Source organism: Sphingomonas sp. AP28 (assembly GCF_056680455.1).
Genome location: NZ_CM155283.1, coordinates 1,294,004 through 1,317,983, shown reverse-complemented (window position 1 = coordinate 1,317,983; position 23,980 = coordinate 1,294,004). Strand labels below are relative to the sequence as shown.

Sequence of the window (23,980 nt, the reverse complement as noted above, 5' to 3'; positions counted from 1 at the left end):
CGCAGGATTTGGCGAAACGTCTTCAAAACGCAAGAGCCCCGCGATGATCTTCACCACCGCGGGGCTCTCCCCTGTTACTGCGTGACGGTAAGCCGGAATTCTCAGAACGGGCTTACCAGAAGATGTCGTACACCGTGTCGACCACGCGGCCGCTGTCGAGATCGACCAGCAACGCGTCGTTGTAGTAGCGCACCCAGCGATACGGGCCGTACGCCTCGGGCAGGCGGTAGGTGTACGGGTCCTGGATCCAGTAATTCTGGTTGTAGAGGATGCTGTTCAGCGAGAAGCCGACGCCGAAGCGACGATAGCCCGATCCCCAGCCGCTCGGTGCATAGTAACGTGGGAGGCGGTAGGCGCCGCGGTTGGATGCGCGGTAGTTGCTCCAGGCATAGCGGTTGTCGTTGCGCCAGCCGCGATTCCACGCGCCGCCCTGGTTGTAATGGCCCTGGTTGTAGCCGCCGCGACCATAGCCCTGGACGTTGCCGTAGGCGCGGTTGGGCTGGCGGTTCTGATAGCCATCGCGGCCGCCGTTGCGCCAGTCGCCGCGGTTGTCACCACGGTTGTCATTGCGCCCGTCGTTACGCCAATCGCCGCGTCCGCCGTTACGATCGAACTGGCCGCGATCCGCTTGCTGGTTGCCGCGATCGAAACCGGGGCGTCCCTGGTCGCGGTTCCAGTCGGGGCGGTTCTGGCCGGCCTGCGGGTCGGGACGGTTCTGGCCGTTCCAGCCCTGACCGTTGCCACGCTGGCCGTTCCAAGCCTGACGGTCTCCGCCCTGTCCGCCGCGCTGCCCGTTCCAATCGGGACGACCTTGACCATCGGGACGCTCGCCGCGGATTTGCGGTTGCGTGCCGAGATCGGCGCGTTGCGGGCGCTGGCCTTGGTCGGGCGCCGCCGGGCGATCGGGACGCTGCTGCTGGAAGGGTTGTCCGTCCGGACGTGGGCCCCGATCGCCGCGATCCTGACGCTGGCCGCGGTCGGGACGCTGGCCACGATCACCGCGGTCCTGGTCGACCTGTTGCGCGGTCGCGGTCGATGCCATCATGGTTGCCGGCACCAACGCGGAAGCCGCCATCAAGAGTTTGAGAAACTTGCCCGTCATTGCCGTCGTCCTCGACTGCCGGCGCACGAGCCGGCTCCTATGATGGGTTGGGTCTAGGCGTCGGGGCGTGTGGGGAGGCTGAATGGGTTCGTCAGCGATCAGACAGGTTTAGGTCGGATACGTCGCTACGTCTCTGAGGCATCCACCCCGGCGGAGGCCGGGGCCCAATTGGGGGCGGAGAGTAACAAGGCGCGCGACCAATTACCTTGGACGTTCCAGTTGGGCCCCGGCCTTCGCCGGGGTGGTGCAGCAGGGGTAGCGGCAGTTACGCGGGCTGTAATCGGGTACGCTACCGAGTCATCACAGACATCTCGCTCTTCCTTGTTCTCCCGCGAAGGCGGGAGCCCAGACTGGACTCCCGCCTTCGCGGGAGAACATGCTTTGGTTGGGTAGTGGAGCGTGCGCTACCGCGTCGGCGGCGGAACCAGCGCCGGCACCAGCCGCGCGGAGTCCGCCGGATCGATCCCCGGCCGCGGTCCGGCGGGGATAACCTCTTCCCCCCGCGTCGCCCTTCCGGCGCGTTGGATCGCCTCGACCGCCCGAGGATACACCCCGCATCGGCACAGGTTCGTGATCTGCTCGCGGATCAGCGCTTCGCTCGGGTCGGCATTGCGCTTCAGCAACGCCGCCGCCGCCATGATCATCCCCGGAATGCAGAACCCGCATTGCGACACCGACACCGCGATAAAAGCCAGCTGCACCGGATGATTGCGTTCGCGCGACAGTCCCTCGATCGTCGTGACGTACGCGCCCTCGATCGACCCGATCGGCACCCGGCAACTCCGCACGGCACGTCCATCGATGTCGACCGTGCACGCGCCGCACTGCCCGATGCCGCAGCCATATTTGGTCCCCGTCAGGTTCGACGCATCGCGCAGTGCCCACAGCAGCGGCGTCTCGTTGTCGAGCTTGTATTCGATCGGTTCGTTGTTGACGGTGAAGCGGCTCATGCCCGCCGTCCTAGCTCGCCGGGACGGATCGCACCACGCGGCATTGCCACGCGCTGCCGCCCCGGCTTATGTCGCGCAGATAATACCGCGAGGGGGCGCACCACGATGCACGTCGATACCAAATCCACACCAGCGGCCGGAGGCGATGCCAGCCACGGCTACGACGCGCCCGACCTGCGCGTGTTCGTGTTCGCGCTGTTCTTCATCTTCGGCGGCATCACATCGCTGAACGACATCATCATCCCGAAGATGAAAGAGCTCTTCACGCTCGACCACGCGACCGCGATGCTGGTCCAGTCGGCATTCTTCCTCGCCTATGCGCTGTTCTCGATCCCCGCCGCGGCGATCGTGCGCAAGGCCGGCTATATGCGGACCGCGTCGATCGGCCTCGTGACGATGACCGCGGGCTGCCTGTTGTTCATCCCCGCCGCAGGGCAGGCGAGCTTCGGCATGTTCCTGTTCGCGCTGTTCGTGCTCGGCGCCGGCATCACCGTGGTGCAGGTCGTCGCCAACCCGCTGATCTCGGCGCTCGGTCATCCCAAGTCCGCCTCGAGCCGGCTGACGTTCGCGCAGGCGTTCAACTCGCTCGGCACCACCATCTTCCCGTATGTCGGCTCCGCGCTGATCCTCGGCGGGCTGGCGACGGTCGACTCGTCGACGCTCACCGGCGCCGCGCTCGACGCGTACCGGACGGAATCGTCGCGGACCGTCGTGCACACTTATATCGGCCTCGCGATCGCGCTGCTGATCGTCGCCGCGGTGGTGTGGACCCGCCGCAACCGGCTCAACGAGGAGCAGGACCAGACCGGCAGCATCTTCCATGCGTTCACGTTGCTGAAGCGCCCGCGTTTCGCGATGGGGACGGCGTGCATCTTCCTGTACGTCGGCGCCGAAGTCGCGGTCGGCTCGCTGATCGTCAATTACCTGATGCAGCCGAGCGTGATGGGCCTGAGCGACGTCGCCGCGGGCAAGCACGTGCCGTTCTACTGGGGCGGCGCGCTGGTCGGCCGGTTCATCGGCGCGTACGTGCTGAACAAGGTGTCGCCGGGCAAGGTGCTCGCGGGCGTCGCGACGGGCACGCTGGCGCTGATCCTGATCTCGGCGAACACCGAGGGCGCGCTGTCGGGCTGGGCGTTGCTGGCGATCGGCCTGATGAACGCGGTGATGTTCCCGACGATCTTCAGCCTCGCGTCCGAAGGTCTCGGCAAGCGTGCGGCGGAAGGCTCGGGCGTCATCGCCACGGCGATCGTCGGCGGCGCGATTGTCCCGTATCTGACGGGGATGCTGGCGGACAAGTCGGGCAGCCTGCACTTCGCGCTGCTGCTCCCGGCGATCTGCTACGCACTGATCCTAGCGTACGGTTTGTATGCCCGGAAGCCGGTGGTCGAAGCGGGCTATTAAGCGCGTTCCCCCGCGAAGGCGGGGGCCCAGACTGTGTCCCCGCCTTCGCGGGGACACATGCTTAGTCGGTAGACCCCAACATCGGCGCGGCCCGCCCGGTCGCGAGATCCGCATCGGAAAACCGGATCGGCGTACGCAGCCCCAGCACCAAAGACCCATCCGGCCGCGCGACTTCAATCGCCATCCCTCGCGCGATGACCTGCGGATCCTCGAAAGCCTGCGCGACCGTATTGATCGGCCCAGCCGGCACCCCCACCGCCTCCAGCCGCGCCAGCAACGCCAGCTTAGGCACCAAAGACGTCGCCGCCTCTATCCCCGCAAACAACACATCCTTGAACGCCAATCGCCCCGCATTGGTCGCGAACCGCGAATCGTCGCGCATCTCGGCCAACCCCATCGCGTCGCAGAACCGCCCGAACTGCCCGTCATTCCCGACCGCCAGGATGAACCACCCATCGCTGGTCGGGAAAACCGCATACGGACACACGTTCATATGCGCATTCCCGACCCGCGTCGGCGACACCCCGCTCGCGAACCAGTTCATCGCCTGGTTCGCCAGCACCCCCGTCATCGTATCGAGCAACGCCATGTCGATCTGCTGACCCTTGCCGGTCCGCTCGCGCATCGCCAGCGCCGCCTGGATCGCGATCACGGAGTACAGCCCGGTCATGATGTCGGCGAACGCGACGCCGATCTTCTGCGGCGCGCCGTCCGGCTCGCCGGTCAGGTCCATGATCCCGCTCATCCCCTGGACGATGAAGTCGTAGCCAGCGCGGGGGGCGTAGGGCCCGTCCTGCCCGAACCCGGTGATCGAGCAATACACCAACCGCGGATTGATCGCAGCCAGCGCAGCGTAGTCGAGCCCGTATTTTACGAGCCCGCCGACCTTGAAGTTCTCGATCACGACATCGGCGTCGGCGATCAACTCGCGGACGATCGCCTGCCCTTCAGGCGTGGTAAAGTCAGCCACGACCGACCGCTTGCCCCGATTGGCGGCATGGAAATACGCAGCGTCGCGCGTGCCGTCGGGGTTGTCGATGAACGGCGGCCCCCAGGTTCGCGTGTCGTCGCCGGTCGGGCTTTCGATCTTGACCACCACGGCACCGAGATCGGCAAGAACCTGTCCTGCCCAAGGACCCGCAAGGATCCGGGCGAGTTCGACCACCTTCAAACCGGCGAGGGGCGTGTCCTTCACCTATGTTCTCCCGCGAAGGCGGGAGCCCAGACTGGGTCCCCGCCTTCGCGGGGAAACAAACTGCCTAATTCGATCAAAACGCAGCGATACCCGTGATCGCGCGCCCAAGGATCAGCGCATGCACGTCATGGGCGCCCTCGTACGTGTTGACCGTCTCCAGGTTCATCAGGTGGCGCATCACCTGATACTCACCCGAAATCCCGTTGCCGCCATGCATGTCCCGGCTCATCCGCGCGATATCGAGCGCCTTGCCGACGTTGTTGCGCTTGACGATCGAGACCATCTCCGGCGCGAAACGGCCCTCGTCCATCAACCGCCCGACGCGCAACGACGCCTGCAACCCGAGCGCGATCTCGGTCTCCATGTCTGCCAGCTTCTTCTGGAACAGCTGCCGTCCGGCGAGCGGCGTGCCGAACTGGTTACGATCCAGCCCGTACTGTCGCGCGGCATGAAAACAGAACTCCGCCGCGCCCAACGCTCCCCACGAAATCCCGTACCTAGCCCGGTTGAGGCACCCGAACGGCCCCTTCAATCCCTGCACGTCGGGCAGCAGCGCGTCGTCGCCGACCTCGACCTCGTCCATCATCACCATGCCGGTGATCGACGCGCGCAAGGAGAGCTTGCCCTCGATCTTGGGCGTCTCCAGCCCTTTCATCCCGCGCTCCAGGATGAAGCCGCGAATCCCGCCGCCATGATCGTCCGACTTCGCCCAGATCACGAACACGTCGGCGATCGGCGAATTCGAGATCCACGTCTTCGCGCCCGAGATCACATAGCCGTTGGCCGTCTTCTTCGCGCGCGTCGTCATCCCGCCGGGATCGGAACCCGCATCCGGCTCGGTCAGCCCGAAGCAGCCGATCCACTCGCCGGTCGCGAGCTTGGGCAGGTATTTGCGCTTCTGCTCTTCGGACCCGAACGCGTTGATCGGGTACATCACGAGGCTCGACTGCACCGACATCATCGAGCGATAGCCCGAGTCGATCCGCTCCACCTCGCGCGCGACCAGACCGTACGCGACATAGGACGCACCGACGCCGCCATATTCCTCGGGGATCGTCGGCCCGAGCAACCCGAGCGCACCCATCTCGCGGAAAATCGCGGGATCGGTATGCTCGTGCTGGAACGCGTCGATGATCCGGGGCGCGAGCTTGTCGTCGGCATAGGCCTTCGCGCTGTCGCGGATCATCCGCTCGTCCTCGCTCAACTGATCGTCGAGCAGGAACGGATCCGCCCAGTCGAACTTGCCCATCCCGGCCATATGAATCTCCTTCGTTGACCGCCGACTTCGTGGTTCGGCCAGCGAAAGTCCACCCCTGACGAGATGTTTACGCGTCGATCAGCGTCAGCACCGCGATCGTCACATGCTCGCGGTCGCCGATCGTCTCGATGCGGTCGACCACGAGATCGGCGACGATATGCCCGCGCACCGCGAACTCCGCTTCGGGCAACGCTTCGATCCAGTCTCGAAGACCGGGTACGGGCACTGCCGCGATCGTCAGCCGGTGCAGCGTACCGACGAACGTAGCGCTCGCCCAGGGCGTGCACGCGATCGACTCGACGTGCATCGTCAGGCCTGCCGCCCCCGCATGGCCGCGGAGCGCGCGGATCAACAGCGTGCCCGCATCGGGGCCACGGATCGCGTCCATCCTCACGATCCGTGCCGTTCTATGAAGGTTTCGATCCGCGCGACCATCGGCGCGCGCGGCTGGCGACCAAGTCGGAGATCGTGGACCAACCGCGGATCGCCGACCGCCAACCGGCCGAATTTCGACGTCGGCATGCCGGTCTGCCGCAGATATCGGTCGATCTTGATGAGAACGGACATGGTCGCTCCTTCCTGTTCCTAGCCCAAGACCCCGCCCGAGTCTTCGCCTGTGTTCATGATCTGTTCCGGCAAATCCTACTTGTCTAGGAAAATTCCTACGCTACGGTTCGGGCGTGGCTAGAACCGTGTCCGATCCCGATCCAAGAACCGCGCTGGCGACGCTGGCCGCGGCGCGTGGCGACAGTCTGGCGGCATTGTCGGCGATGCTGGGGCGCAACGCGGCGTACCTTCAGCAATATGTCAGGCGTGGATCGCCGCGGGTGCTCGGCGAACGCGACCGCCGATTGCTGTCGGACTATCTGGGTGTGAGCGAAGCGACGCTGGGTGCGCCCGCCGACCGGCCGGCAGGGTTTCGCGTCCGCAAGCTCGACGTCGCGGCGTCGGCGGGGCCGGGCGCGCTGGTCGATGGCGAGATCGTGCTCGGCACCGATACGCTCGACCCCGGCCTTGCGCGGAAACTCTTGCTAAGGGACGGGCAGGCGGCGATCATCCGCGTGCGCGGCAATTCGATGGAGCCGGGACTGTTCGACGGCGATCACATCGTGGTCGACACGGCCGACCGTACGCCGCGCGCAAAGGGAGGTGTATATGTCATCCGGATCGACGACGCGGTGATGGTGAAGCGCGTCGCCTTGGTACGGGGAGCGCTGGTGGCGAAGAGCGATAACCCGGACGCGGCGGCTGTGCCGGACGGAGCGATCGCCGTCATCGGCCGCGTAGTCTGGCAAATGCGCGAGCCGCGATAAGGGTGACGGTCGATGCTCTGATCCTCCCCCGCTAGGGGGAGGTGGCACCGAAGGTGACGGAGGGGGAGGGCACGGCACGGACCGTATCTCATGCCGCCCCCTCCGTCAGGCTGACGCCTGCCACCTCCCCCTGGCGGGGGAGGATCGTTTACGATGGCGTTCTGCGACCTGGACTAAGTGCGACCGTCAGCGCCCCTGCAACTTGCTCAGGATAGTCATCGACTGTTCCGAGCCAGACTGCGGGACGATCTCGCCCGCGCGGTCGATGATCGCGTCCCAATGTGCCGCGACACCTTCAACCGAAAGGTCGTCGCCCGTCAGCAGCTTGCCTTGTGTCAGCGTCACGTACGCCGCTTGGAACACGCCGGCGCCCGCGCCGACGATCATGTTGGTCGGCGCATCTTCCGACACGAGGAACACCGCGGCAGGCGCGACCTTGTCGGGGGAGAACGCCTTGAACGCTTCCTCGGGGAAGATGTCCTGCGTCATCCGCGTGCCCGCGGTCGGCGCGATCGTGTTAACCTTGATATTGTTCTTCGCGCCCTCGATTGCGAGCGTCTTGGTCAGGCCGGCGAGGCCGAGTTTGGCCGCACCATAATTTGCCTGGCCGAAATTGCCGTAAAGACCGGTCGAGGATGCGGTCATCAGGATGCGGCCGTAATTCTGGCCGCGCATCGTGTCCCACACCGCCTTGGTGGCGTTGGCCGAGCCGTTGAGGTGGACGTCGACGACGAACTTGAAGTCCGCGGGCTCCATCTTGGCGAAGCTCTTGTCGCGCAACACGCCGGCGTTGTTGATGAGGATGTGGACGCCGCCCCATTTCTCGGAAGCGCGGGCGACCATTTCGACCATCTGGTCGTAGTCGGTGACGCTGCCGCCGTTCGACATCGCTTCGCCGCCGGCAGCCTCGATTTCCTCGACGACTTTCAGCGCGGCGTCGGAATGGCCGGTGCCGTCGCGGGACGCACCGAGATCGTTGACGACGACTTTCGCGCCGCGGCGAGCGAGTTCGAGCGCATATTCGCGCCCCAAGCCGCCACCCGCACCGGTCACGATGGCAACCCGGCCATCAAAGCGAATAGACATGGAAAAGGCGCTCCTCTCTTATCGTTGGAGCGCCTTTCCTAGAACGTAAAGCTAGCCGTGCAAGCGGCGGATAGATCCGCCACCTACGCAGACGTCAGTTACTTGCCGCCGCGGTTGCGGCAGCCGTCCTTGACCGTCTTCGAGCACACCGGATACGTCGCCGGTGCTGGCGTCGGCGGCGTTACCGTCGGCTGGCCGAACGTCACGCGACCCGCGCCAGGCGCCATCGGTGCGCCTGCCATAGGTGCGGCTGGTGCCGCTGCCGGATCGGCAGGAGCGGCCATTGCCTGATCCGCCGGTGCAGCAGGCGCTGCGGGGTCGGCAGGGGCAGCCTGATCGGCCGGTGCCGTCTGCATCGCGGGATCGGCCGGTGCGGTCTGCGCGGCGGGGTCTGCCGGCGGCGTCGTCTGGGCAATCACGGGCGACGCGAGAAGAGCGGCAGCGGCGAGAAGGATGGACTTCATGTGAATCTCCTAAATGGGTGCACCATTTTGGTAGCGCGACGTCTGAACGCACTAAGTCGCGCTTGGGTCCTTCGTTTCGCATCCGATTCCATTCGCCCCATCGCGGGACAGAGTCCTTACCCGCCCGTATCGAGCGAATACCCCGCCGAACGGACGGTGCGGATAATGTCCGGACGCTCGCCGACGTTGATCGCTTTCCGCAGCCGACGGATGTGCACGTCGACCGTCCGGCTCTCGATATCCGAGTCATGCCCCCACACCGCATCGAGCAGCCGCTCGCGCGAAAACACCCAGCCGGGATGCTCGAGGAAATGCTTCAGCAGCCGGAACTCGGTTGGTCCGAGCGACACGACCTCGCCCGAACGACGGACCTTGTGGCCGACCGTGTCCATCTCGATGTCGGCATAGCTGAGCGCTTCACCGGCGAGGGCAGGACGGACGCGGCGCAACACCGCACCCACACGCGCGACGAGTTCGCGCGGCGAGAATGGCTTGGTCACGTAATCGTCGGCACCGGTTTCGAGCCCGCGCACGCGATCCTCTTCCTCACCGCGAGCGGTCAGCATGATGATCGGCACGTTCTGCGTCTCGGGTGCGCGGCGCAGGCGGCGACACACCTCGATCCCCGACAGCCCCTCGACCATCCAGTCGAGCAGGACGATGTCGGGCACCTTCTCCTTGGCGAGCAGCAGCGCTTCCTCGCCATCCGGGGTATGCGCGATCTCGAAATCCTCGCGCTTGAAATGCCAGACCAGCAATTCGGCCAGCGCAGCATCGTCTTCGACCAACAGCATTTTCGCGCGTGCCATTATGCCTGCTCCTTCTTTATGCCGCGTTCGCGATCGACCATCTGCGTGCCGGTCGCGGCGAAATAGACCATCTCGGCGACGTTGGTGGCGTGATCGCCGATCCGCTCGAGGTTCTTGGCGACGAACAGCAGATGCGCGACCTGGCCGATCGTCCTGGGGTTCTCGACCATGTAGGTGACGAGCGTGCGGAAGATGCTGTCGTAGAAATCGTCGAGCGCATTGTCGCACTCGACGACGCGGACGGCTTCCTCGGGGTCGCGCGCGGCGAACGCGTCGAGCACGTCGTGGACCATCTCGCTCGCCATCCGGCCCATCGCCGGCAGGATCGAGATCGGCTCGATCCGGTGCTCGCTCTCGATCATCGGCACGCGCTTGGCGATGTTCTTGGCGTAATCGCCGATCCGCTCGACGACGCCGGCGATCTTCAGCGCGGCGACGACTTCGCGAAGATCGACCGCCATCGGCGCGCGCAACGCGATGATCCGCACAGCGAGCCGCTCGACCTCCGCCTCGATGACGTCGATCTGCTTGTCGGCGACGCGCACCTGTTCAGCGAGCGCGAGGTCGTTGCGTTGCAGCGCCTGCATCGCCTTGTCGATCGCGTCCTCGGCGAGCCCGCCCATCTGCGAGATCAACCCGCGGAGCTCGCCGATGTCGTTGTCGAAGGCCTTGACCGTATGCGTGTTCATGGTCGTTTCCCCACTCAGCCGTAGCGGCCAGTGATGTAATCCTTGGTCCGCTCTTCGCGGGGATTGGTGAAGATGTCCGAAGTGTTGCCGTATTCGACCAGCGTGCCGAGGTGGAAGAACGCGGTCTTCTGGCTGACGCGCGCCGCCTGCTGCATGTTGTGCGTGACGATCACCATCGCGTAGCGGCCGCGCAGTTCGTGGATCAGTTCCTCGATCTTGGCGGTCGCGATCGGATCGAGTGCCGAGCACGGCTCGTCCATCAGGATGACCTCGGGATCGACCGCAATCGCGCGGGCGATACAGAGACGCTGCTGCTGACCGCCCGATAACGCGGTGCCGCTGTCGCTCAGCCGATCCTTGACCTCGTCCCACAGGCCGGCCCGCCGCAGCGACTTCTCGACGATCCGGTCGAGATCCGCCTTCGCGCCCGCCAGCCCGTGGATGCGCGGGCCGTAGGCGACGTTCTCGTAGATCGATTTCGGGAACGGGTTGGGCTTCTGGAACACCATGCCGACGCGGGCACGCAGCTGCACCACGTCCATGTCGGGCGAATAGATGTCCTGGCCGTCGAGCTTGATCTCGCCGGTGACGCGCGCGCTGGCGACGGTGTCGTTCATGCGGTTTAGCGTGCGCAGGAAGGTCGACTTGCCGCAGCCCGACGGGCCGATGAACGCGACCACCTCGTCCTGGTCGACGTCGATCGAGACGTCGTTGATCGCGATCTTGCTGCCATAGGCGACGGAGACGTTGCGCGCCGTCATCTTGAGGATGGGAGGCTTGAAAGGTTTTGGCATCACCAGCGGGTCTCGAATCGGTTGCGGAGGTAGATCGCGACGCCGTTCATCGCGAGCAGGAACACGAGCAGGACGATGATCGCGGCGGAGGTCTTCTCGACGAAGCCGCGGCTGACCTGATCGGACCACAGGAAAATCTGGACAGGCAGCACGGTCGCTGGATCGCTCAGCCCGGACGGCGGGGCAGCGATGAACGCGCGCATGCCGATCATCAGCAGCGGCGCGGTCTCGCCGAGCGCACGCGCCATGCCGATGATCGTGCCGGTGAGGATACCGGGCAGCGCGAGCGGCAGGACGTGGTGGAAGACGACCTGCACCGGTGATGCGCCGATCCCGAGCGCGGCGTCGCGGATCGACGGCGGCACCGCCTTGATCGCGTTGCGCCCGGCGATGACGATGACGGGCATCGTCATCAGCGCGAGCGTCAGGCCGCCCACTATAGGTGCCGAGCGCGGCATGCCGAACGTGCCGAGGAAAACGGCCAACCCGAGCAGACCGAAGATGATCGACGGCACCGCGGCGAGGTTGTTGATCGAAACCTCGATCAGGTCGGTCCAGCGGTTCTTCGGCGCATATTCCTCGAGGTACAGCGCCGACAGCACGCCGATCGGGAAGGCCAGCAGCAACGTGACGATCATCGTCAGCAGTGAGCCCTTGAACGCGCCCCAGATCCCGACGCGGGTGGCATCGGTCGAGTCCGCCGAGGTGAGGAAGCCCGCGTTGAACCCACGGGTCAGCGCGCCGCTCGCCCTCAGCCGCGCGACGATCGCTTCGGCATCGCGCGTGCCGTTGCCCTTGGCGGCGACGTCGATCGGGCTGGAGACGGGAACTTCGAACACGGTCTTCCGCTGGAGCAGCGACGGATCGGCCTTGATCGCATCGCGGACCACCGCCCAGGCGCCGTCGGAGAGAAGATCGGTGCCGTCCTTGCCGAACGCCTTGGTCGCGGCGGAATCGACGGTGCCTTCGAGCCCTGCGCCGGCAAGCGCGAGATCGGCACCGCGACCGACCAAGCGCGCGGGCTCGATCGGCAGCTTGGCGGCGGCGAGATCGATCGGGAGCGACACGCGCGTCTCGACGAAACCGCTTGCGCCCTGCATCACCATCGTGATCAGCAGATAGGCGAGGAACGCAGCGGACAGCCATACCGCGGCGAGCCCGGCGAAGCGGAAGCGGCGCTCGGATGCATAGCGACGGCGGATGCGCGATTGCATCGCCTGCGTCGTCCAGTCGGTCGGCACGCGGCGCACGGGCTCCGCATTCGTCACAGGAATCTGGGGCACGAGCGTGTCACTCATAGGCTTCGCGGTACCGTTTGACGACGCGCAGCGCGACGATGTTGAGAAGGAGCGTCACCACGAACAGCGTCAGGCCCAGCGCGAACGCGGCGAGCGTCTTGGGGCTGTCGAACTCGGCCTCGCCAGTCAGCAGGTCGACGATCTGCTTGGTGACCGTCGTGGTGCTGGCGAAGGGGTTGAGCGTCAGCGTCGCGACGCCGGAGGCGGCCATCACGACGATCATCGTCTCGCCGATCGCGCGGCTGACCGCGAGCAATACGCCGCCGACGACGCCGGGCAGGGCGGCCGGGAGCAGCACGCGGCGGATCGTCTCGGACGAGGTCGCGCCCATCGCGAGGCTGCCGTCGCGCATCGACGACGGGACCGCGGCGATCGAATCGTCCGCCATCGACGACACGAACGGGATGATCATGATGCCCATCACGAGACCCGCGGCGAGCGCGCTTTCCGACGACGCCCAACTGATCCCGACCGATACGGCGAGGTCGCGCACCGCGGGCGCGACGGTCAGCGCGGCGAAATAGCCGTAGACGACGGTCGGCACGCCCGCGAGCACCTCGAGGATCGGCTTCATCCACTTGCGCGTGTTGGGCGCTGCATATTGCGTGAGGTAGATCGCGCTCATCAAACCAAAGGGAATGGCGACGATCATCGCGATCACCGCGCCGATGAAGAACGTCCCCCAGAACAGCGGCACCGCGCCGAGCGACGCGCCCGGATCGCGCCCGTCGATGACCTGCGGGCTCCAGTGCGTGCCGAACAGGAAATCGGTGATCGGGACGACCGAGAAGAACCGCGCGGACTCGTACAGCAGCGAGGCGACGATGCCGACCGTGGTCAGGATCGCGATCAGCGATGCGCCAAGCAGCATCAGCATCACGACCCGCTCCACCTGAGTCCGCGCGCCGAACCCGGGCTTCACGCGGGTGAAGGCGAACGCGCCGCCGGCAAAGGCGAGCAGCAACGCGGCGGCGGTGGCGATCCAGTCGTAGCGCGATTGCGCCGCGGCGTAGGACGGGGCGAGCGTGCGGGCGAGCCCATGGAACGCGCCGAAGCTGCGACCTTCCGCGAGGCTGCGCGCTTCCGACAGGATCGAGGCGCGGTCGAAGCCGGGGGGCGGGAGCTGGATCGCGGCTGGCGTGGCAAGCACAGCATCGGTGACGAGCGCCGGCGCGGTCATCGACCAGACGACGAGGAATACGAGCGGCGGGATCGCGGTCCACAGCGCGACGTACCAGCCGTGGTGCGACGGCAGCGAACTGAACCGCACGGTGCTGCCGGCGCGGAACCCCGTGGCGCGGACGCGCGCGGTCAGCCAGCCGATCAGGCCCAGGCCGAGGACTAGGAAGAGAAGAGCGATGGGGGACATCAGGCGGGTCCTCCCGATGCTATTATTCCGGCATACACCCGATGGAGCACCCGGGGGAGAGACTCCCCCCCGGCGAAGGCCGGGGTCCAATTGGAAAGGTCGGGGTAACGGGGCGCTGCGAACACCAATGCAATGGTGCCCAATTGGGCCCCGGCCTTCGCCGGGGTGGTTGCTTTGTTATGCGAAGCCGTGACCGCCGAGTCATTCGAGGTTGTGACCGCCGAAGTATCGTTCCCCCGCGGACGCGGGGGCCCAGCTAAGCCAGGATAGCGCGCTTGGCTCCTGGGCCCCCGCGTCCGCGGGGGAACTAGGACGGGAGTGCGGTTGGACGAAAAACCCATCACGACAAAACCGCCGGATCCAGCACAGTCTCATTCGCGATGATCGCCGCCGACCGCGCCTGGATCTCAGCCGGCGAAGCAATCAACCCCCGCTTAACCAACGGCCCCGCCGCCCCCCAGTTCGCCGCATACAGCTTAAGCAAATTCCGCAGTCCCGGAATCGCGGTAAGATGTGCCTTCTTCACATAGATATATAGCGGCCGAGACCCCGGATACGCATTGTCCGCGATCGTCGCATAGGTCGGCGCGACGCCCGAGATCGATACCCCGTTCACGTCGTCCTTGTTCTCTTCGAGATAGCTGTACCCGAACACGCCGATCGCATTGGGGTTCGACTGGAGTTTCTGGACGATCAGATTGTCGTTCTCGCCCGCATCGACATACACCCCGTCCTCGCGCACCCGCGTACACAGCGCCTTGTGCGCCTCGGCATCGGACTTCGCGAGCGCCTTCGCCGAAGGATCGCTAGCCTCGCATCCCTTGGTAAGGATCAGCTCGGCCAGCGCATCGCGCGTGCCACTGGTCGCCGGTGGCCCGTAAACCTGGATAAGCACCGCGGGCAGCGCAGGATTGACGTCGCGCCACACCCGAGCCGTGTTCACCTTGCCCCCCGGATTGGCGGCCAGTGCCTTGTAGAGATCGGTCGGCGTCAGCTGCATCTTCGGGCCGTTCTTCGCCTCGGCAAAGGCGATGCCGTCGATTCCGACCTGGATCTCGATCACGTCGCGCACGCCGTTCTTCGCGCACGTCGCGTACTCGCTCGCCTTCATCCGCCGCGATGCGTCCTCGATATCGGGATGCGCCGCGCCGACGCCCGCACAGAACAGCCTCATGCCAGCCCCGGTCCCGGTCGATTCGATCACCGGCGCCTTCGCATCGGGATCGTTCGCGACAAGCTGTTCGGCGATCATCGTCGTGAACGGATAGACCGTCGACGACCCGACCGCGGTGATCTGGTCACGCGAGCCCGCACCGCCGCCGTTCGCCTGATCGACGCACGCTGCCAAGGCACCCAACACTCCAAGAAGAACGAACCGCTGCACCAGAATTCCCGTCATGCACCGGCCTTAGCGGTACTTAAGACGATCCTGTGTGACAGTTGGGTTACCCTTTTATGACAGCACCTTTGGCAGTCCCGCCGCTCGGGGGCAGGATGACGGAAACCACCGTCCCGACACCGACCTGACTTGCGATATCGAGCCGCCCGCGGTGCCGCTCGACGATGTGCTTGACGATGGCCAGACCTAGCCCCGTACCGCCCAGCGACCGGCTGCGCCCCGCGTCCGCGCGATAGAAGCGCTCGGTCAGCCGCGGAATATGCACCGCGGCGATCCCGTCGCCCTCGTCGCGGATCGACAGGCGGATCATTCCGGCATCGTCGCGCTTCAGTTCGATCGTCACCGGCGTCCCTGCGCGCCCATATTTCATCGCGTTGCCGATGAGGTTGTGGAGCATCTGCGACAACTGCACCCGATCCCCCGACACCGATGAGAGGTTTGGATCGATCGTCGCGACCAGATCATGCCCGCGATCGCCCGCGGCATCGGCCAGTTCCTCGCGCGTGTCCTCGACAAGCTGCGCGAAATCGACCGCCTGGTCGGGCAGGCGAAACTTCTCCGCCTCGATTCGCGACAACGAGATCAGATCCTCGACCAGCCGCTGCATTCGCCGCGCCTCGTCGTCCATCACCTTCAGGAACCGCGCACGGACCTCCGCATCTTCGCCCGCCTCGTCACGCAGAGTCTCGATGAACCCGAGAATCGACGCCAGCGGCGTGCGCAGTTCGTGGCTCGCATTGGCGACGAAATCGATCCGCATCCGCTCGGCGGCATAGTTGCCGGTCTGGTCGACGAGGTGGACGATGCGCTGGCCTTCCGAGGTCTCGCTGAGCAGCATCTCCCAGCGTTGATCGCGCGTGCCGAGCCCGACGAGCTCGATCGGCCGCTCACCATCAATAGGTCCCGGCGTCCCAAGGCGCTCGGCGGCGGCGGGGTGGCGGATCGCGACGCGCGCGTCCTCGCCGAGGATATGCGTGCCGAGCAATGTCCGCGCGGCGCGGTTGGCGACGATCACGCGGCCGTCCTCCACCAGCATCACCGGCGCGACGATCGCGTCGAGGACGTCGTCGAGCACCGACGGCGACACGCCGGCCGAGTCGTCCGTCGCCGGCGCCTCGTCCCCGGTGCCGGCCGCGACCAGCGCGGCGGCGATGCCACCGACCAGCGCGACGATCGCACCCTGAACGTCGCGCGTGATGGCAAATACCGCCACCGCAGCCACGACGACCACGACGATCGCCCAGAACGTACGCAGCCCAAATCCGGAAAGCATTGCGGTCTCCTCGGACGGAATCGGCGTCCACGCCTCGCGCCATACAGCGATGACGCGCAAACCGGTATGCTGCGTTCGTGCGTCGCAGCGACTTCCCACGATCTTGCAGGCGGCGGCAAAGCCGTCCTACTCCGGCACGGTCGCACCGCAGCTTGCGCGGCGATATTGTCAGCGCTTCAGGATTGTGAAAGGGCTAGGGTCTAGCAGGGGCATCATGAGCGACGACACGCAACCCAACCAGGACCCGGCCGAAAGCCCGGATAGCGATGCGCAAGCCGGAGTGCCGACGCGTCGCCGCGTGCTGGCGTTGGGTGCGGTGACCGCGGGGGCGGTCGTGTCGATTCGCCCGGCGCTCGCGCAAACCGCCGGCTCGGTGTTGAACTGCGAGATCCCGGTTCCCGATCCAGGCCGCGCGGGCAGCTATATCGATGCGAACGGCGGCGTCGTGCCGGCGCGTACCAAGGGTGCATTCCCGCCCTCGACCCGCGCGTTCAAGGGCGAAGAGGTCAAGCGTGCGATGGCCAGCGGCAGCACGCTGCCCGGTGTCGATTCGGACCGCAGCCGTGCCTACGTCAAATATATCCGCCGGTTGCAGCGCGGCCAGGGCGGCTTCACCTGCTTCGCATCGTTGCAGATGCCGCGCGGCTGAGGCCGTGTCGGGGACGATCTTTCGGGGACCGCCCGACAATGGCCTGCTGATCGCGCCGCTCGATGAATTCACCGCGGTCTATCACCGCGCGTCGGGGATCACGCATCTGTTGACCGAGCCCGCGCCGCAGATATTGGCGGTATTGGGGGAGGGGCCGGTCTCGCTCGACGCGCTGCTCGCCCGCCTGGCGCAGGACTTCGACCTCACCGACGGCACGCGCGAGGCGTTGGCGGCGCGGCTCGACGAGTTGGTCGAAGCCGGGCTCGTCGAGCGGACATGAGGCACGCCTTTTCCGTGCGGATCGGTCCGGTCGGCTTCCGCATCGGCTCCGACTGGCGTGCGCCGATCGCCGAACTGGAAAGCCTGTACCGCGACTATCCCAAGCCGCGCGACGGCATCCCCGACTTCACCGTCCGCCTGTTCGCACGCCGCCCCTGGCGCAGGTTCGTGCGTCCCTCCGTGGAGATCGGTGGCGATTATATGCTGCCCGAAGCCGCGCCGTTGCCGTTGCGGCAGGGTTTGCTCGCCGCCGAGATGGCGATGAACCTGCAGATGGCGCTCGGCGCCCGGCGGTATCTGCTGCTCCACGCCTCCGCGGTCGAGCGCGATGGCCGGGCGTTGTTGATGACCGGCATCTCGGGCGCGGGGAAGTCGACGCTGGCGACCCTGCTGGCGGCGAAAGGCTGGCGGTTCATGGGCGACGAGTTCGCGTTGCTCGATCCCGCGACCGGCTTGATTCATGCCTTCCCGCGGCTGATCAGCCTGAAGAACGACGCCATCGCCGCAGCCGAAGCCGCCTGGCCTCAGGCGCGGATGGGACCGCTGATGCCGGCAACGCCGAAGGGCGACATTCGCCACATGGTTCCCGACTCACGCGCGATCGCGGCGATGGACATGCCTGCCACGCCGGCGCTGCTACTGTTTCCGCGCTATGGGTTCGATGCGGAGGCGCGACCGGTGCCGCCTGCCGAAGCGTTCGTGCGGATGACGCAGGCCTCGACCAATTATGTCGCGCTGGGTGAGGCGGGGTTCGGCGCGCTGACGGGCCTGATCGCAGGCGTGCCGTCGGTCGCGATCGATTACCCCGACGGCGCGAGCGCGATCAAGCAGGTCGAAGCCCTCTGGTCCGCCTTGTGAGCGACGCCCGAATTCTTGGCCGCGCGCTCGCCGATCCGGCCAGCGTCGGCGGGCTCGACGCGGAGGGCTGGACCGCGCTGCTGGCGATGGCGCGTGCGGAGCAGTTGATCGGTACTCTGGCGATCCGGGTCGACGGCCTGCCGATGCCGGTCGCGGTAGAGGCGATCCTCGCCGACGCGCGCGCCGCCGCCGAACACGGCCGTCGCGCGGCGCTCTGGGAGGCGGAGATGGCGCGGCGAGCGCTGGCCGCGGTCGATTGCCCGGTCATCCTGCTGAAGGGCACTGCGTTCGTCGCGGCAGGCTTGTCGGCAGGGCAGGGCCGCTCGATCGGCGACCTCGACATTCTCGTCCCGCGTGAATCGATCGACGCGGTCGAGGCGGCACTGCTCGCGGCAGGCTGGGAATGGGTGAAGCCCGACCCGTATGACGACGCCTATTACCGCCGCTGGATGCATGAACTCCCGCCGCTGATCCACCGCGAGCGCGACCGGATGATCGACGTCCACCACACGATCCTGCCGCTGACCGCGCGGATCACGCCCGACGCCGATACATTGATCGCCAACAGCGCTGCGCTGCAAAATGGGCTGCATATGCTGCATATGTTGTCGCCGAACGACATGATCGTCCATGCCGCCGCGCATCTGTTCGCGGACGGCGATCTCGCCGGCGGCCTGCGCAACCTGTGGGATGTCCGCTGCCTAATCGACGAATTCGGCACCGCCGGGCTCGAGGCGGAGGCGCGGCAGCACGGGTTGCACCACGAGGTGGCTCGGTCGCTGAGGCTCGTCGATACGCTGTTCGGCGAGGGCAAAGCGATCGGTATCGACCGCGCCTATTTCCGCCGCGTCACCGCACGCGACGACTGGGGCAGGCCGACCCGCCCTCTCACGCGCTTCGCCTTCTACGTCCGCTCCCACTGGCTTCGCATGCCCCCGGCGATGCTTGCTCGACACCTCTGGATCAAGTGGCGCACGAGCTAGTTCAATCGGGCGCCACGCCCCCGCCGTGCAAACCACACAAGGAGCAACACGACCGTGATCGCCAGTGTGTCCGCGATCCAGTCGTGAATGTCGCAGTCCCGGTGCAGCGACGGGATCGACTGCAGCACCTCGATCAGTGCGCCGAGGAACGACAGCCGTTCGCCGATTCGGAAGAGCCGCGCGGTCGGGAACGAAAGCGCTGCCAAAAGCGCCATCGTCGCGAACGCGAGCATGTGCTCGAACTTGTCACCGAACTGGTCCGTCGGCATGTGTGGAGGCTTGGGTAACAGTGCCATCGTGACCGCGAATACAATCGCCACGACCAGCGCGACACGCGTGAGCGTTGTCCGGTTCATGCGCCGAGCCTTTCGAGCATCGGGATGAGTTCGTCGAAACCGTCGATCACCGCGTCGGCACCAAGCTCTGCCACGGGCTGCATCAGAAAACCGAAGCTGCAGGCGATCGTCGGCAAACCTGCCGCTTGCCCCGCCTGGATGTCGAAGATCGAATCGCCGACGAACGCCGCGCGATCTCCGCCGCCCCCGCTTTCACGACACAGCTTCACCATCTCGTGGATCGGCATCGGCGAGGGCTTCGACTCCGCCATCGTATCGCCGCCGAGGATGCATGCAAATCGATCGGTCAGCCCGAGTTCGCCCAGCACGGTCCGCGCGAACCGTTCGATTTTGTTGGTGACGATCCCCAGCGTCACGCCCTTCGCAGCCAAAGCGTCCAGCGCGTCGATCACACCTGGGTAAGGCTTTGTGAGAACGCAGATATTCGCCTCGTAATAGGCGAGCAGTTTGGCGTGCAGCGCATCGAGCATAGGTTCGTCATACCCGCCGGTCGCGGTCAGGCTCTGCTTGAGCATATGACGCGCGCCGCCGCCGATCATCGGTTTGACCTCATCGACGGTAAGGGGCGGTCGATTTATCGAGCCGAACGCGTGGTTGACCGCGGCGGCTAGGTCGCCGCTCGTGTCGAGCAACGTGCCGTCCAGGTCGAACCCGACGATATCGAATAAAAAATGCGTCATTGGGTGCGGGCCTGCCAGCGAGACTATGGAATTGGCAAGGCTTTCGTGGCAGCGATCCTTCCATGACGACGCATTCCATCGACCAACCGATTCCAGTTCACCCCATCGCTGTCGTGATCCTCGCCGCCGGCAAGGGTACGCGGATGACATCCGATCTTCACAAGGTGCTTCACCCGATCGCCGGCCGACCCATGCTGTTGCATCTCGTCGCAAGCGCGGCGGCGTTGCAGCCGGCGAAGACCGTCGTCGTGACGGGGGCAGGGCGTGAGCAGGTCGAGGCGGCGGTGGCGCCGCTTGGGATCGCTACTACGCTCCAGGCGGAGCAACTCGGCACCGGCCACGCGGTTGCGCAAGCACGCGAGGCGCTGGCCGGGTTCGAGGGCGACGTCCTGATCCTCTACGGCGACGTTCCGCTCGTCACCGCAGCGACGATGCAGCGGATGATCGACCGGTTGCACGGCGACGATACGCCCGCCGTCGTCGTGCTCGGCTTTCGCCCCGGAAATGCCGGCGCCTATGGTCGCGTCATCGCCGACGCCGCGGGCCGGATGGACCGGATCGTCGAGTATAAGGACGCGTCGGAGGCGGAACGCGCGGTGACGCTGTGTAATTCCGGGCTGATGGCCGCACTCTCGACCGACCTGTTCGCGCTGCTCGACCGGCTCGGCAACGACAACGCGGCGGGCGAATATTACCTCACCGATATCGTCGAGCTTGCCGCCGCCGCTGGTCGTTCGTCCGCCGTCATCGAAACCGGCGCGGACGAGGTGGCCGGCGTCAACAGCCGCGGCGAACTCGCCGGCGTCGAACGTGCCTGGCAGGCGACGCGGCGCGCGCAGGCGATGGCGGACGGCGCGACATTGATCGCCCCCGATACCGTCTGGTTCTCGCACGACACGCAGCTCGGCCGCGATGTCGTGATTGAACCCAACGTCGTATTCGGCCCCGGCGCGCGCATCGCTGACGGCGCGACGATCCACGCGTTCAGCCATATCGAGGGCGCCTCGGTCGGCAAGGGCGCGAACGTTGGCCCGTTCGCCCGGCTCCGCCCCGGCGCGGATCTGCACGCGGACGCCAAGGTCGGCAACTTCGTCGAGGTGAAGAAGGCGGTCATCGGCCAAGGTGCCAAGGTCAGCCACCTCACCTATATCGGCGACGCGGACATCGGGGCGGGCGCGAACATCGGCGCGGGCACGATCACCTGCAACTATGACGGCTATTTAAAATACCGCACCGTGATCGGCGCGGGCGCATTCATCGGCTCGAACTCGGCGCTGGTCGCACCCGTCACCATCGGCGCAGGTGCGATCGTCGCAGCGGGATCGGTTCTGACGGAGGACGTCGAGGCCGATGCTCTTGCGCTGGTCCGCCCGCCGCAGGTCGTTAAGCTCGGCTGGGCCAAACGCTTTCGCGAACAGATGTTGGCGCGTAAGGCGGCCAAGTAAGTTTCCACGGAGTAAGATGTAAATGTGCGGCATCGTTGGAATTTTGAGCGGCGAAGATGTTGCCGGCCGTTTGCTGGACGGCCTCAAGCGGCTCGAATATCGCGGCTATGACTCAGCCGGGATCGCCACCGACAATGACGGCGCGATCGAGCGCCGGCGAGCGTCGGGCAAGTTGGTCAATCTAGCGAACGAACTCGCCTCGCATCCGCTGCCCGGCAAGACCGGGATCGCGCACACCCGCTGGGCGACGCATGGCGGCCCGACCACCAACAACGCGCATCCGCACGCGACCGGCGAGGTCGCGGTGGTCCACAACGGCATCATCGAGAACTTCAAGCCGCTGCGCGACGAACTGATCGCGCGCGGCCGGACGTTCACCAGCGAAACCGATACCGAAGTCGTCGCGCACCTGATCAGCGAGAAGGTCGAGGCGGGGATGGACCCCGTGTCGGCGGTCCGCGAAATCCTGCCGCGCCTTCACGGTGCGTTCGCGCTCGCGATCCTGTTTCGCCAGCATCCCGACCTGCTGATCGGCGCGCGCCTCGGCTCGCCCCTGGTCGTTGGCCACGGTGACGGCGAGATGTACCTCGGCTCGGACGCGCTCGCGCTCGCGCCGTTGACGCAGCGGATCGCGTATCTCGACGAGGGCGATTGGGTCGTGCTCACCCGCGACGGCGCGCAGGTCTACGACCGCGAGAACAATCCCGTCGAGCGCGCGATCACGCTGTCCGGGATTACCGGCGAGGTGATCTCGAAGGGGAACCACAAGCATTACATGCTGAAGGAAATCTACGAGCAGCCGATCGTCGTCGCGCAGACGCTCCGCTCGTACCTCAAGCGGATGGAAGGCGAGGTCTCGCTGCCGATCCCCGAGTTCGATCTGTCCACGATCAAGCGCGTCACGATCGTCGCATGCGGCACGAGCTTCTATGCCGGCATGGTCGCCAAATACTGGTTCGAGCAGTTCGCGCGCGTGCCCGTCGATCTCGATGTCGCCTCCGAGTTCCGCTACCGCGCGCCGGTGATGGAAGACGGCGGCCTCGCGCTCTTCATCTCGCAGTCGGGAGAGACCGCGGACACGCTCGCGGCGTTGCGCCACGCCAAAGCCGAGGGCCAGAAGATCGCGGTCGTCGTCAACGTGCCGACCAGCTCGATGGCGCGCGAGGCGGATCTGTTGCTGCCGACGCATGCCGGCCCCGAGATCGGCGTGGCCTCGACCAAGGCGTTCACCTGCCAGCTCGCCGTGCTGGCCGCACTCGCCGCGAACCTGGCGCGCGCGAAGGGGTTGCTGACGAGAGACCAGGAGCGCGAGATCGTCCGCCACCTCGCCGAGGCGCCCGCCGCGCTCAACGGCGCGCTCGCGTATGACGAGGCGATCGAGGCGATGGCGCACAACATCGCCGGCGCGCGCGACGTGCTGTATCTCGGCCGCGGGACCGATTACCCGCTGGCACTTGAGGGCGCGCTGAAGCTGAAGGAAATCAGTTACATCCATGCCGAGGGCTATGCCGCCGGCGAGATGAAGCACGGCCCGATCGCGCTGATCGACGAGCATGTCCCGGTCATCGTCATCGCGCCCTCGGGCCCGCTGTTCGACAAGACCGTCAGCAACATGCAGGAAGTCATGGCGCGCGGCGGCAAGGTCGTGCTGATCTCGGATTACGACGGCATCCAGGCTGCCGGCGAAGGCTGCATGGCGACGATCACCATGCCCAAGGTCCACCCGCTGATCGCGCCTTTGGTGTACGCGGTACCGGTGCAGTTGCTCGCGTACCACGTCGCGGTGCTCAAGGGCACGGACGTCGATCAGCCGCGCAATCTGGCGAAGAGCGTTACGGTCGAATAATCCGCGGCGTGGTTGGAGCTGGTACACCCAACCACAGACACCACCCCGGCGAAGGCCGGGGCCCAGTTGGGTGACGGTAGTAACGACGGATAGTCCGCTGTTACGACTACCTTTCCAACTGGACCCCGGCCTTTGCCGGGGTGGTGCCAGTCGCGGGCTATCCACGGATTTCTTCCCGCGACCCTCATCCCTCGATTGACTAAGATTGTGCGCCGCGTCACAACTCGCGGCGTCGATGTCGGGCAACCGGCATGGCACCGCGCGGGAGAGCGTTTCCGGTCCTTTCAGGGCTGATGGAACCGCCGAAGGAGCAACCACCCCGGAATCTCTCAGGCACCAGAGACCGCGCAGGAGCAATCGACACTCTGGAAAGCGTCCTGACGTAAGTCGAGGGCCACCGAAGGGGTAAGCGCTGGACATATCCCGCGCGAAAGCTCTCAGGTCCCGTGACAGAGGGGGTTCGGATCGTTGCACCCATTGGTGC

The 23,980-nt window shown here is 66.1% G+C and carries 25 protein-coding genes and 1 riboswitch; of the genes, 8 read left to right on the top strand and 17 right to left on the bottom strand.

Features of this window, described 5'->3' with window-relative positions; translation table 11 throughout:
• Positions 1 to 112: 112 nt before the first annotated feature.
• Positions 113 to 1,102, bottom strand: coding sequence for an RcnB family protein (locus AC1MH0_RS06005; RefSeq protein ID WP_480965120.1), 990 nt, complete (start codon positions 1,100 to 1,102; stop codon positions 113 to 115).
• A gap of 404 nt (positions 1,103 to 1,506) precedes the next feature.
• Positions 1,507 to 2,052, bottom strand: coding sequence for a (2Fe-2S)-binding protein (locus tag AC1MH0_RS06000; RefSeq protein ID WP_480965119.1), 546 nt, complete (start codon positions 2,050 to 2,052; stop codon positions 1,507 to 1,509).
• A 105-nt stretch (positions 2,053 to 2,157) separates the two neighbouring features.
• Between AC1MH0_RS06000 and AC1MH0_RS05995 the strand changes: the two genes are divergently transcribed.
• Positions 2,158 to 3,453: a sugar MFS transporter gene (locus AC1MH0_RS05995; protein ID WP_480965118.1), complete on the top strand. Its 1,296-nt coding sequence runs from the start codon at positions 2,158 to 2,160 to the stop codon at positions 3,451 to 3,453.
• Positions 3,454 to 3,514: 61 nt separating this feature from the next.
• Here AC1MH0_RS05995 and AC1MH0_RS05990 read toward each other — a convergent pair whose 3' ends face one another.
• From AC1MH0_RS05990 to AC1MH0_RS05975, 4 genes are all read right to left on the bottom strand, one after another.
• Entirely contained in the window at positions 3,515 to 4,648 is a 1,134-nt protein-coding gene (locus AC1MH0_RS05990) for a CaiB/BaiF CoA transferase family protein (RefSeq protein ID WP_480965117.1), read from the bottom strand.
• Positions 4,649 to 4,721: 73 nt separating this feature from the next.
• Positions 4,722 to 5,906 (bottom strand): acyl-CoA dehydrogenase, encoded by a 1,185-nt coding sequence (locus tag AC1MH0_RS05985; RefSeq protein WP_353470429.1) that lies wholly within the window; start codon positions 5,904 to 5,906, stop codon positions 4,722 to 4,724.
• Positions 5,907 to 5,973: 67 nt separating this feature from the next.
• Positions 5,974 to 6,294, bottom strand: coding sequence for a hypothetical protein (locus AC1MH0_RS05980; RefSeq protein ID WP_480965116.1), 321 nt, complete (start codon positions 6,292 to 6,294; stop codon positions 5,974 to 5,976).
• Positions 6,295 to 6,296: 2 nt separating this feature from the next.
• A complete protein-coding gene (locus AC1MH0_RS05975; protein WP_165895153.1) occupies positions 6,297 to 6,473 on the bottom strand; it encodes a hypothetical protein in 177 nt (58 codons plus the stop codon).
• A 125-nt stretch (positions 6,474 to 6,598) separates the two neighbouring features.
• Here AC1MH0_RS05975 and AC1MH0_RS05970 point away from each other — a divergent pair, with 125 nt between their 5' ends.
• Positions 6,599 to 7,219: a S24 family peptidase gene (locus AC1MH0_RS05970; protein WP_480965115.1), complete on the top strand. Its 621-nt coding sequence runs from the start codon at positions 6,599 to 6,601 to the stop codon at positions 7,217 to 7,219.
• Positions 7,220 to 7,405: 186 nt separating this feature from the next.
• Here AC1MH0_RS05970 and AC1MH0_RS05965 read toward each other — a convergent pair whose 3' ends face one another.
• From AC1MH0_RS05965 to AC1MH0_RS05925, 9 genes are all read right to left on the bottom strand, one after another.
• Positions 7,406 to 8,305, bottom strand: a complete 900-nt coding sequence (locus AC1MH0_RS05965; RefSeq protein ID WP_480965114.1) for an SDR family NAD(P)-dependent oxidoreductase — start codon at positions 8,303 to 8,305, stop codon at positions 7,406 to 7,408.
• Between the two features lie 98 nt (positions 8,306 to 8,403).
• Complete coding sequence (locus AC1MH0_RS05960; RefSeq protein ID WP_056489016.1) at positions 8,404 to 8,769, bottom strand: hypothetical protein; 366 nt, start codon at positions 8,767 to 8,769, stop codon at positions 8,404 to 8,406.
• Positions 8,770 to 8,885: 116 nt separating this feature from the next.
• Positions 8,886 to 9,578 (bottom strand): phosphate regulon transcriptional regulator PhoB, encoded by a 693-nt coding sequence (phoB, locus tag AC1MH0_RS05955; protein WP_055873047.1) that lies wholly within the window; start codon positions 9,576 to 9,578, stop codon positions 8,886 to 8,888.
• Positions 9,578 to 10,267 carry a phosphate signaling complex protein PhoU gene (phoU, locus tag AC1MH0_RS05950; RefSeq protein ID WP_056057297.1) on the bottom strand — a complete coding sequence of 230 codons (690 nt, stop codon included), beginning with the start codon at positions 10,265 to 10,267 and terminating at the stop codon, positions 9,578 to 9,580. Before phoU ends, phoB begins: the two co-directional genes overlap by 1 nt.
• A 14-nt stretch (positions 10,268 to 10,281) precedes the next feature.
• Positions 10,282 to 11,061: a phosphate ABC transporter ATP-binding protein PstB gene (gene pstB / locus AC1MH0_RS05945; protein ID WP_107962677.1), complete on the bottom strand. Its 780-nt coding sequence runs from the start codon at positions 11,059 to 11,061 to the stop codon at positions 10,282 to 10,284.
• Positions 11,061 to 12,359 (bottom strand): phosphate ABC transporter permease PstA, encoded by a 1,299-nt coding sequence (pstA, locus tag AC1MH0_RS05940; protein WP_480965113.1) that lies wholly within the window; start codon positions 12,357 to 12,359, stop codon positions 11,061 to 11,063. Before pstA ends, pstB begins: the two co-directional genes overlap by 1 nt.
• Positions 12,352 to 13,728 (bottom strand): phosphate ABC transporter permease subunit PstC, encoded by a 1,377-nt coding sequence (pstC, locus tag AC1MH0_RS05935; protein ID WP_480965112.1) that lies wholly within the window; start codon positions 13,726 to 13,728, stop codon positions 12,352 to 12,354. Before pstC ends, pstA begins: the two co-directional genes overlap by 8 nt.
• A gap of 340 nt (positions 13,729 to 14,068) precedes the next feature.
• Positions 14,069 to 15,127 (bottom strand): substrate-binding domain-containing protein, encoded by a 1,059-nt coding sequence (locus tag AC1MH0_RS05930; protein WP_480965111.1) that lies wholly within the window; start codon positions 15,125 to 15,127, stop codon positions 14,069 to 14,071.
• Between the two features lie 46 nt (positions 15,128 to 15,173).
• Positions 15,174 to 16,400: an ATP-binding protein gene (locus AC1MH0_RS05925; RefSeq protein ID WP_480965110.1), complete on the bottom strand. Its 1,227-nt coding sequence runs from the start codon at positions 16,398 to 16,400 to the stop codon at positions 15,174 to 15,176.
• A 214-nt stretch (positions 16,401 to 16,614) separates the two neighbouring features.
• Between AC1MH0_RS05925 and AC1MH0_RS05920 the strand changes: the two genes are divergently transcribed.
• From AC1MH0_RS05920 to AC1MH0_RS05905, 4 genes are read left to right on the top strand one after another with little or no spacing between them, the layout of a single operon-like run.
• Positions 16,615 to 17,049, top strand: coding sequence for a hypothetical protein (locus AC1MH0_RS05920; RefSeq protein ID WP_480965109.1), 435 nt, complete (start codon positions 16,615 to 16,617; stop codon positions 17,047 to 17,049).
• Between the two features lie 4 nt (positions 17,050 to 17,053).
• Entirely contained in the window at positions 17,054 to 17,329 is a 276-nt protein-coding gene (locus tag AC1MH0_RS05915) for an HPr-rel-A system PqqD family peptide chaperone (protein WP_480965108.1), read from the top strand.
• Positions 17,326 to 18,186 carry an HprK-related kinase A gene (locus tag AC1MH0_RS05910; protein WP_480965107.1) on the top strand — a complete coding sequence of 287 codons (861 nt, stop codon included), beginning with the start codon at positions 17,326 to 17,328 and terminating at the stop codon, positions 18,184 to 18,186. Before AC1MH0_RS05915 ends, AC1MH0_RS05910 begins: the two co-directional genes overlap by 4 nt.
• Positions 18,183 to 19,169, top strand: a complete 987-nt coding sequence (locus AC1MH0_RS05905; RefSeq protein WP_480965106.1) for a nucleotidyltransferase domain-containing protein — start codon at positions 18,183 to 18,185, stop codon at positions 19,167 to 19,169. Before AC1MH0_RS05910 ends, AC1MH0_RS05905 begins: the two co-directional genes overlap by 4 nt.
• On the opposite strand, the gene AC1MH0_RS05900 is transcribed toward AC1MH0_RS05905, so the two are convergent.
• Both AC1MH0_RS05900 and AC1MH0_RS05895 read right to left on the bottom strand, forming a co-directional pair.
• On the bottom strand, positions 19,166 to 19,525 hold the full coding sequence (locus AC1MH0_RS05900; RefSeq protein ID WP_480965105.1) for a VanZ family protein: 360 nt from the start codon (positions 19,523 to 19,525) through the stop codon (positions 19,166 to 19,168). The genes AC1MH0_RS05905 and AC1MH0_RS05900 overlap by 4 nt on opposite strands.
• Entirely contained in the window at positions 19,522 to 20,205 is a 684-nt protein-coding gene (locus tag AC1MH0_RS05895; protein WP_480965104.1) for an HAD-IA family hydrolase, read from the bottom strand. The genes AC1MH0_RS05900 and AC1MH0_RS05895 overlap by 4 nt, the downstream gene beginning before the upstream one ends.
• Before the next feature lie 62 nt (positions 20,206 to 20,267).
• Here AC1MH0_RS05895 and glmU point away from each other — a divergent pair, with 62 nt between their 5' ends.
• Both glmU and glmS read left to right on the top strand, forming a co-directional pair.
• Positions 20,268 to 21,650 carry a bifunctional UDP-N-acetylglucosamine diphosphorylase/glucosamine-1-phosphate N-acetyltransferase GlmU gene (gene glmU, locus AC1MH0_RS05890; protein ID WP_480965103.1) on the top strand — a complete coding sequence of 461 codons (1,383 nt, stop codon included), beginning with the start codon at positions 20,268 to 20,270 and terminating at the stop codon, positions 21,648 to 21,650.
• Positions 21,651 to 21,672: 22 nt separating this feature from the next.
• Complete coding sequence (gene glmS / locus AC1MH0_RS05885) at positions 21,673 to 23,496, top strand: glutamine--fructose-6-phosphate transaminase (isomerizing) (protein ID WP_480965102.1); 1,824 nt, start codon at positions 21,673 to 21,675, stop codon at positions 23,494 to 23,496.
• 252 nt (positions 23,497 to 23,748) lie between these two features.
• A riboswitch (glycine riboswitch) is annotated at positions 23,749 to 23,852 on the top strand.
• The last annotated feature ends 128 nt before the right edge of the window (positions 23,853 to 23,980 follow it).

Coding starts and splice junctions, on each gene's coding strand:
- AC1MH0_RS06000 (WP_480965119.1), bottom strand. CDS start 2,052: ATGAGCCGCTTCACCGTCAACAACGAACCGATCGAATACAAGCTCGAC.
- phoU (WP_056057297.1), bottom strand. CDS start 10,267: ATGAACACGCATACGGTCAAGGCCTTCGACAACGACATCGGCGAGCTC.
- AC1MH0_RS05895 (WP_480965104.1), bottom strand. CDS start 20,205: ATGACGCATTTTTTATTCGATATCGTCGGGTTCGACCTGGACGGCACG.
- pstC (WP_480965112.1), bottom strand. CDS start 13,728: ATGTCCCCCATCGCTCTTCTCTTCCTAGTCCTCGGCCTGGGCCTGATC.
- phoB (WP_055873047.1), bottom strand. CDS start 9,578: ATGGCACGCGCGAAAATGCTGTTGGTCGAAGACGATGCTGCGCTGGCC.
- AC1MH0_RS05960 (WP_056489016.1), bottom strand. CDS start 8,769: ATGAAGTCCATCCTTCTCGCCGCTGCCGCTCTTCTCGCGTCGCCCGTG.
- glmU (WP_480965103.1), top strand. CDS start 20,268: ATGACGACGCATTCCATCGACCAACCGATTCCAGTTCACCCCATCGCT.
- AC1MH0_RS06005 (WP_480965120.1), bottom strand. CDS start 1,102: ATGACGGGCAAGTTTCTCAAACTCTTGATGGCGGCTTCCGCGTTGGTG.
- AC1MH0_RS05900 (WP_480965105.1), bottom strand. CDS start 19,525: ATGAACCGGACAACGCTCACGCGTGTCGCGCTGGTCGTGGCGATTGTA.
- AC1MH0_RS05965 (WP_480965114.1), bottom strand. CDS start 8,305: ATGTCTATTCGCTTTGATGGCCGGGTTGCCATCGTGACCGGTGCGGGT.
- AC1MH0_RS05920 (WP_480965109.1), top strand. CDS start 16,615: ATGAGCGACGACACGCAACCCAACCAGGACCCGGCCGAAAGCCCGGAT.
- AC1MH0_RS05930 (WP_480965111.1), bottom strand. CDS start 15,127: ATGACGGGAATTCTGGTGCAGCGGTTCGTTCTTCTTGGAGTGTTGGGT.
- AC1MH0_RS05980 (WP_480965116.1), bottom strand. CDS start 6,294: ATGGACGCGATCCGTGGCCCCGATGCGGGCACGCTGTTGATCCGCGCG.
- pstB (WP_107962677.1), bottom strand. CDS start 11,061: ATGCCAAAACCTTTCAAGCCTCCCATCCTCAAGATGACGGCGCGCAAC.
- AC1MH0_RS05985 (WP_353470429.1), bottom strand. CDS start 5,906: ATGGCCGGGATGGGCAAGTTCGACTGGGCGGATCCGTTCCTGCTCGAC.
- AC1MH0_RS05910 (WP_480965107.1), top strand. CDS start 17,326: ATGAGGCACGCCTTTTCCGTGCGGATCGGTCCGGTCGGCTTCCGCATC.
- AC1MH0_RS05975 (WP_165895153.1), bottom strand. CDS start 6,473: ATGTCCGTTCTCATCAAGATCGACCGATATCTGCGGCAGACCGGCATG.
- AC1MH0_RS05925 (WP_480965110.1), bottom strand. CDS start 16,400: ATGCTTTCCGGATTTGGGCTGCGTACGTTCTGGGCGATCGTCGTGGTC.
- AC1MH0_RS05995 (WP_480965118.1), top strand. CDS start 2,158: ATGCACGTCGATACCAAATCCACACCAGCGGCCGGAGGCGATGCCAGC.
- pstA (WP_480965113.1), bottom strand. CDS start 12,359: ATGAGTGACACGCTCGTGCCCCAGATTCCTGTGACGAATGCGGAGCCC.
- glmS (WP_480965102.1), top strand. CDS start 21,673: ATGTGCGGCATCGTTGGAATTTTGAGCGGCGAAGATGTTGCCGGCCGT.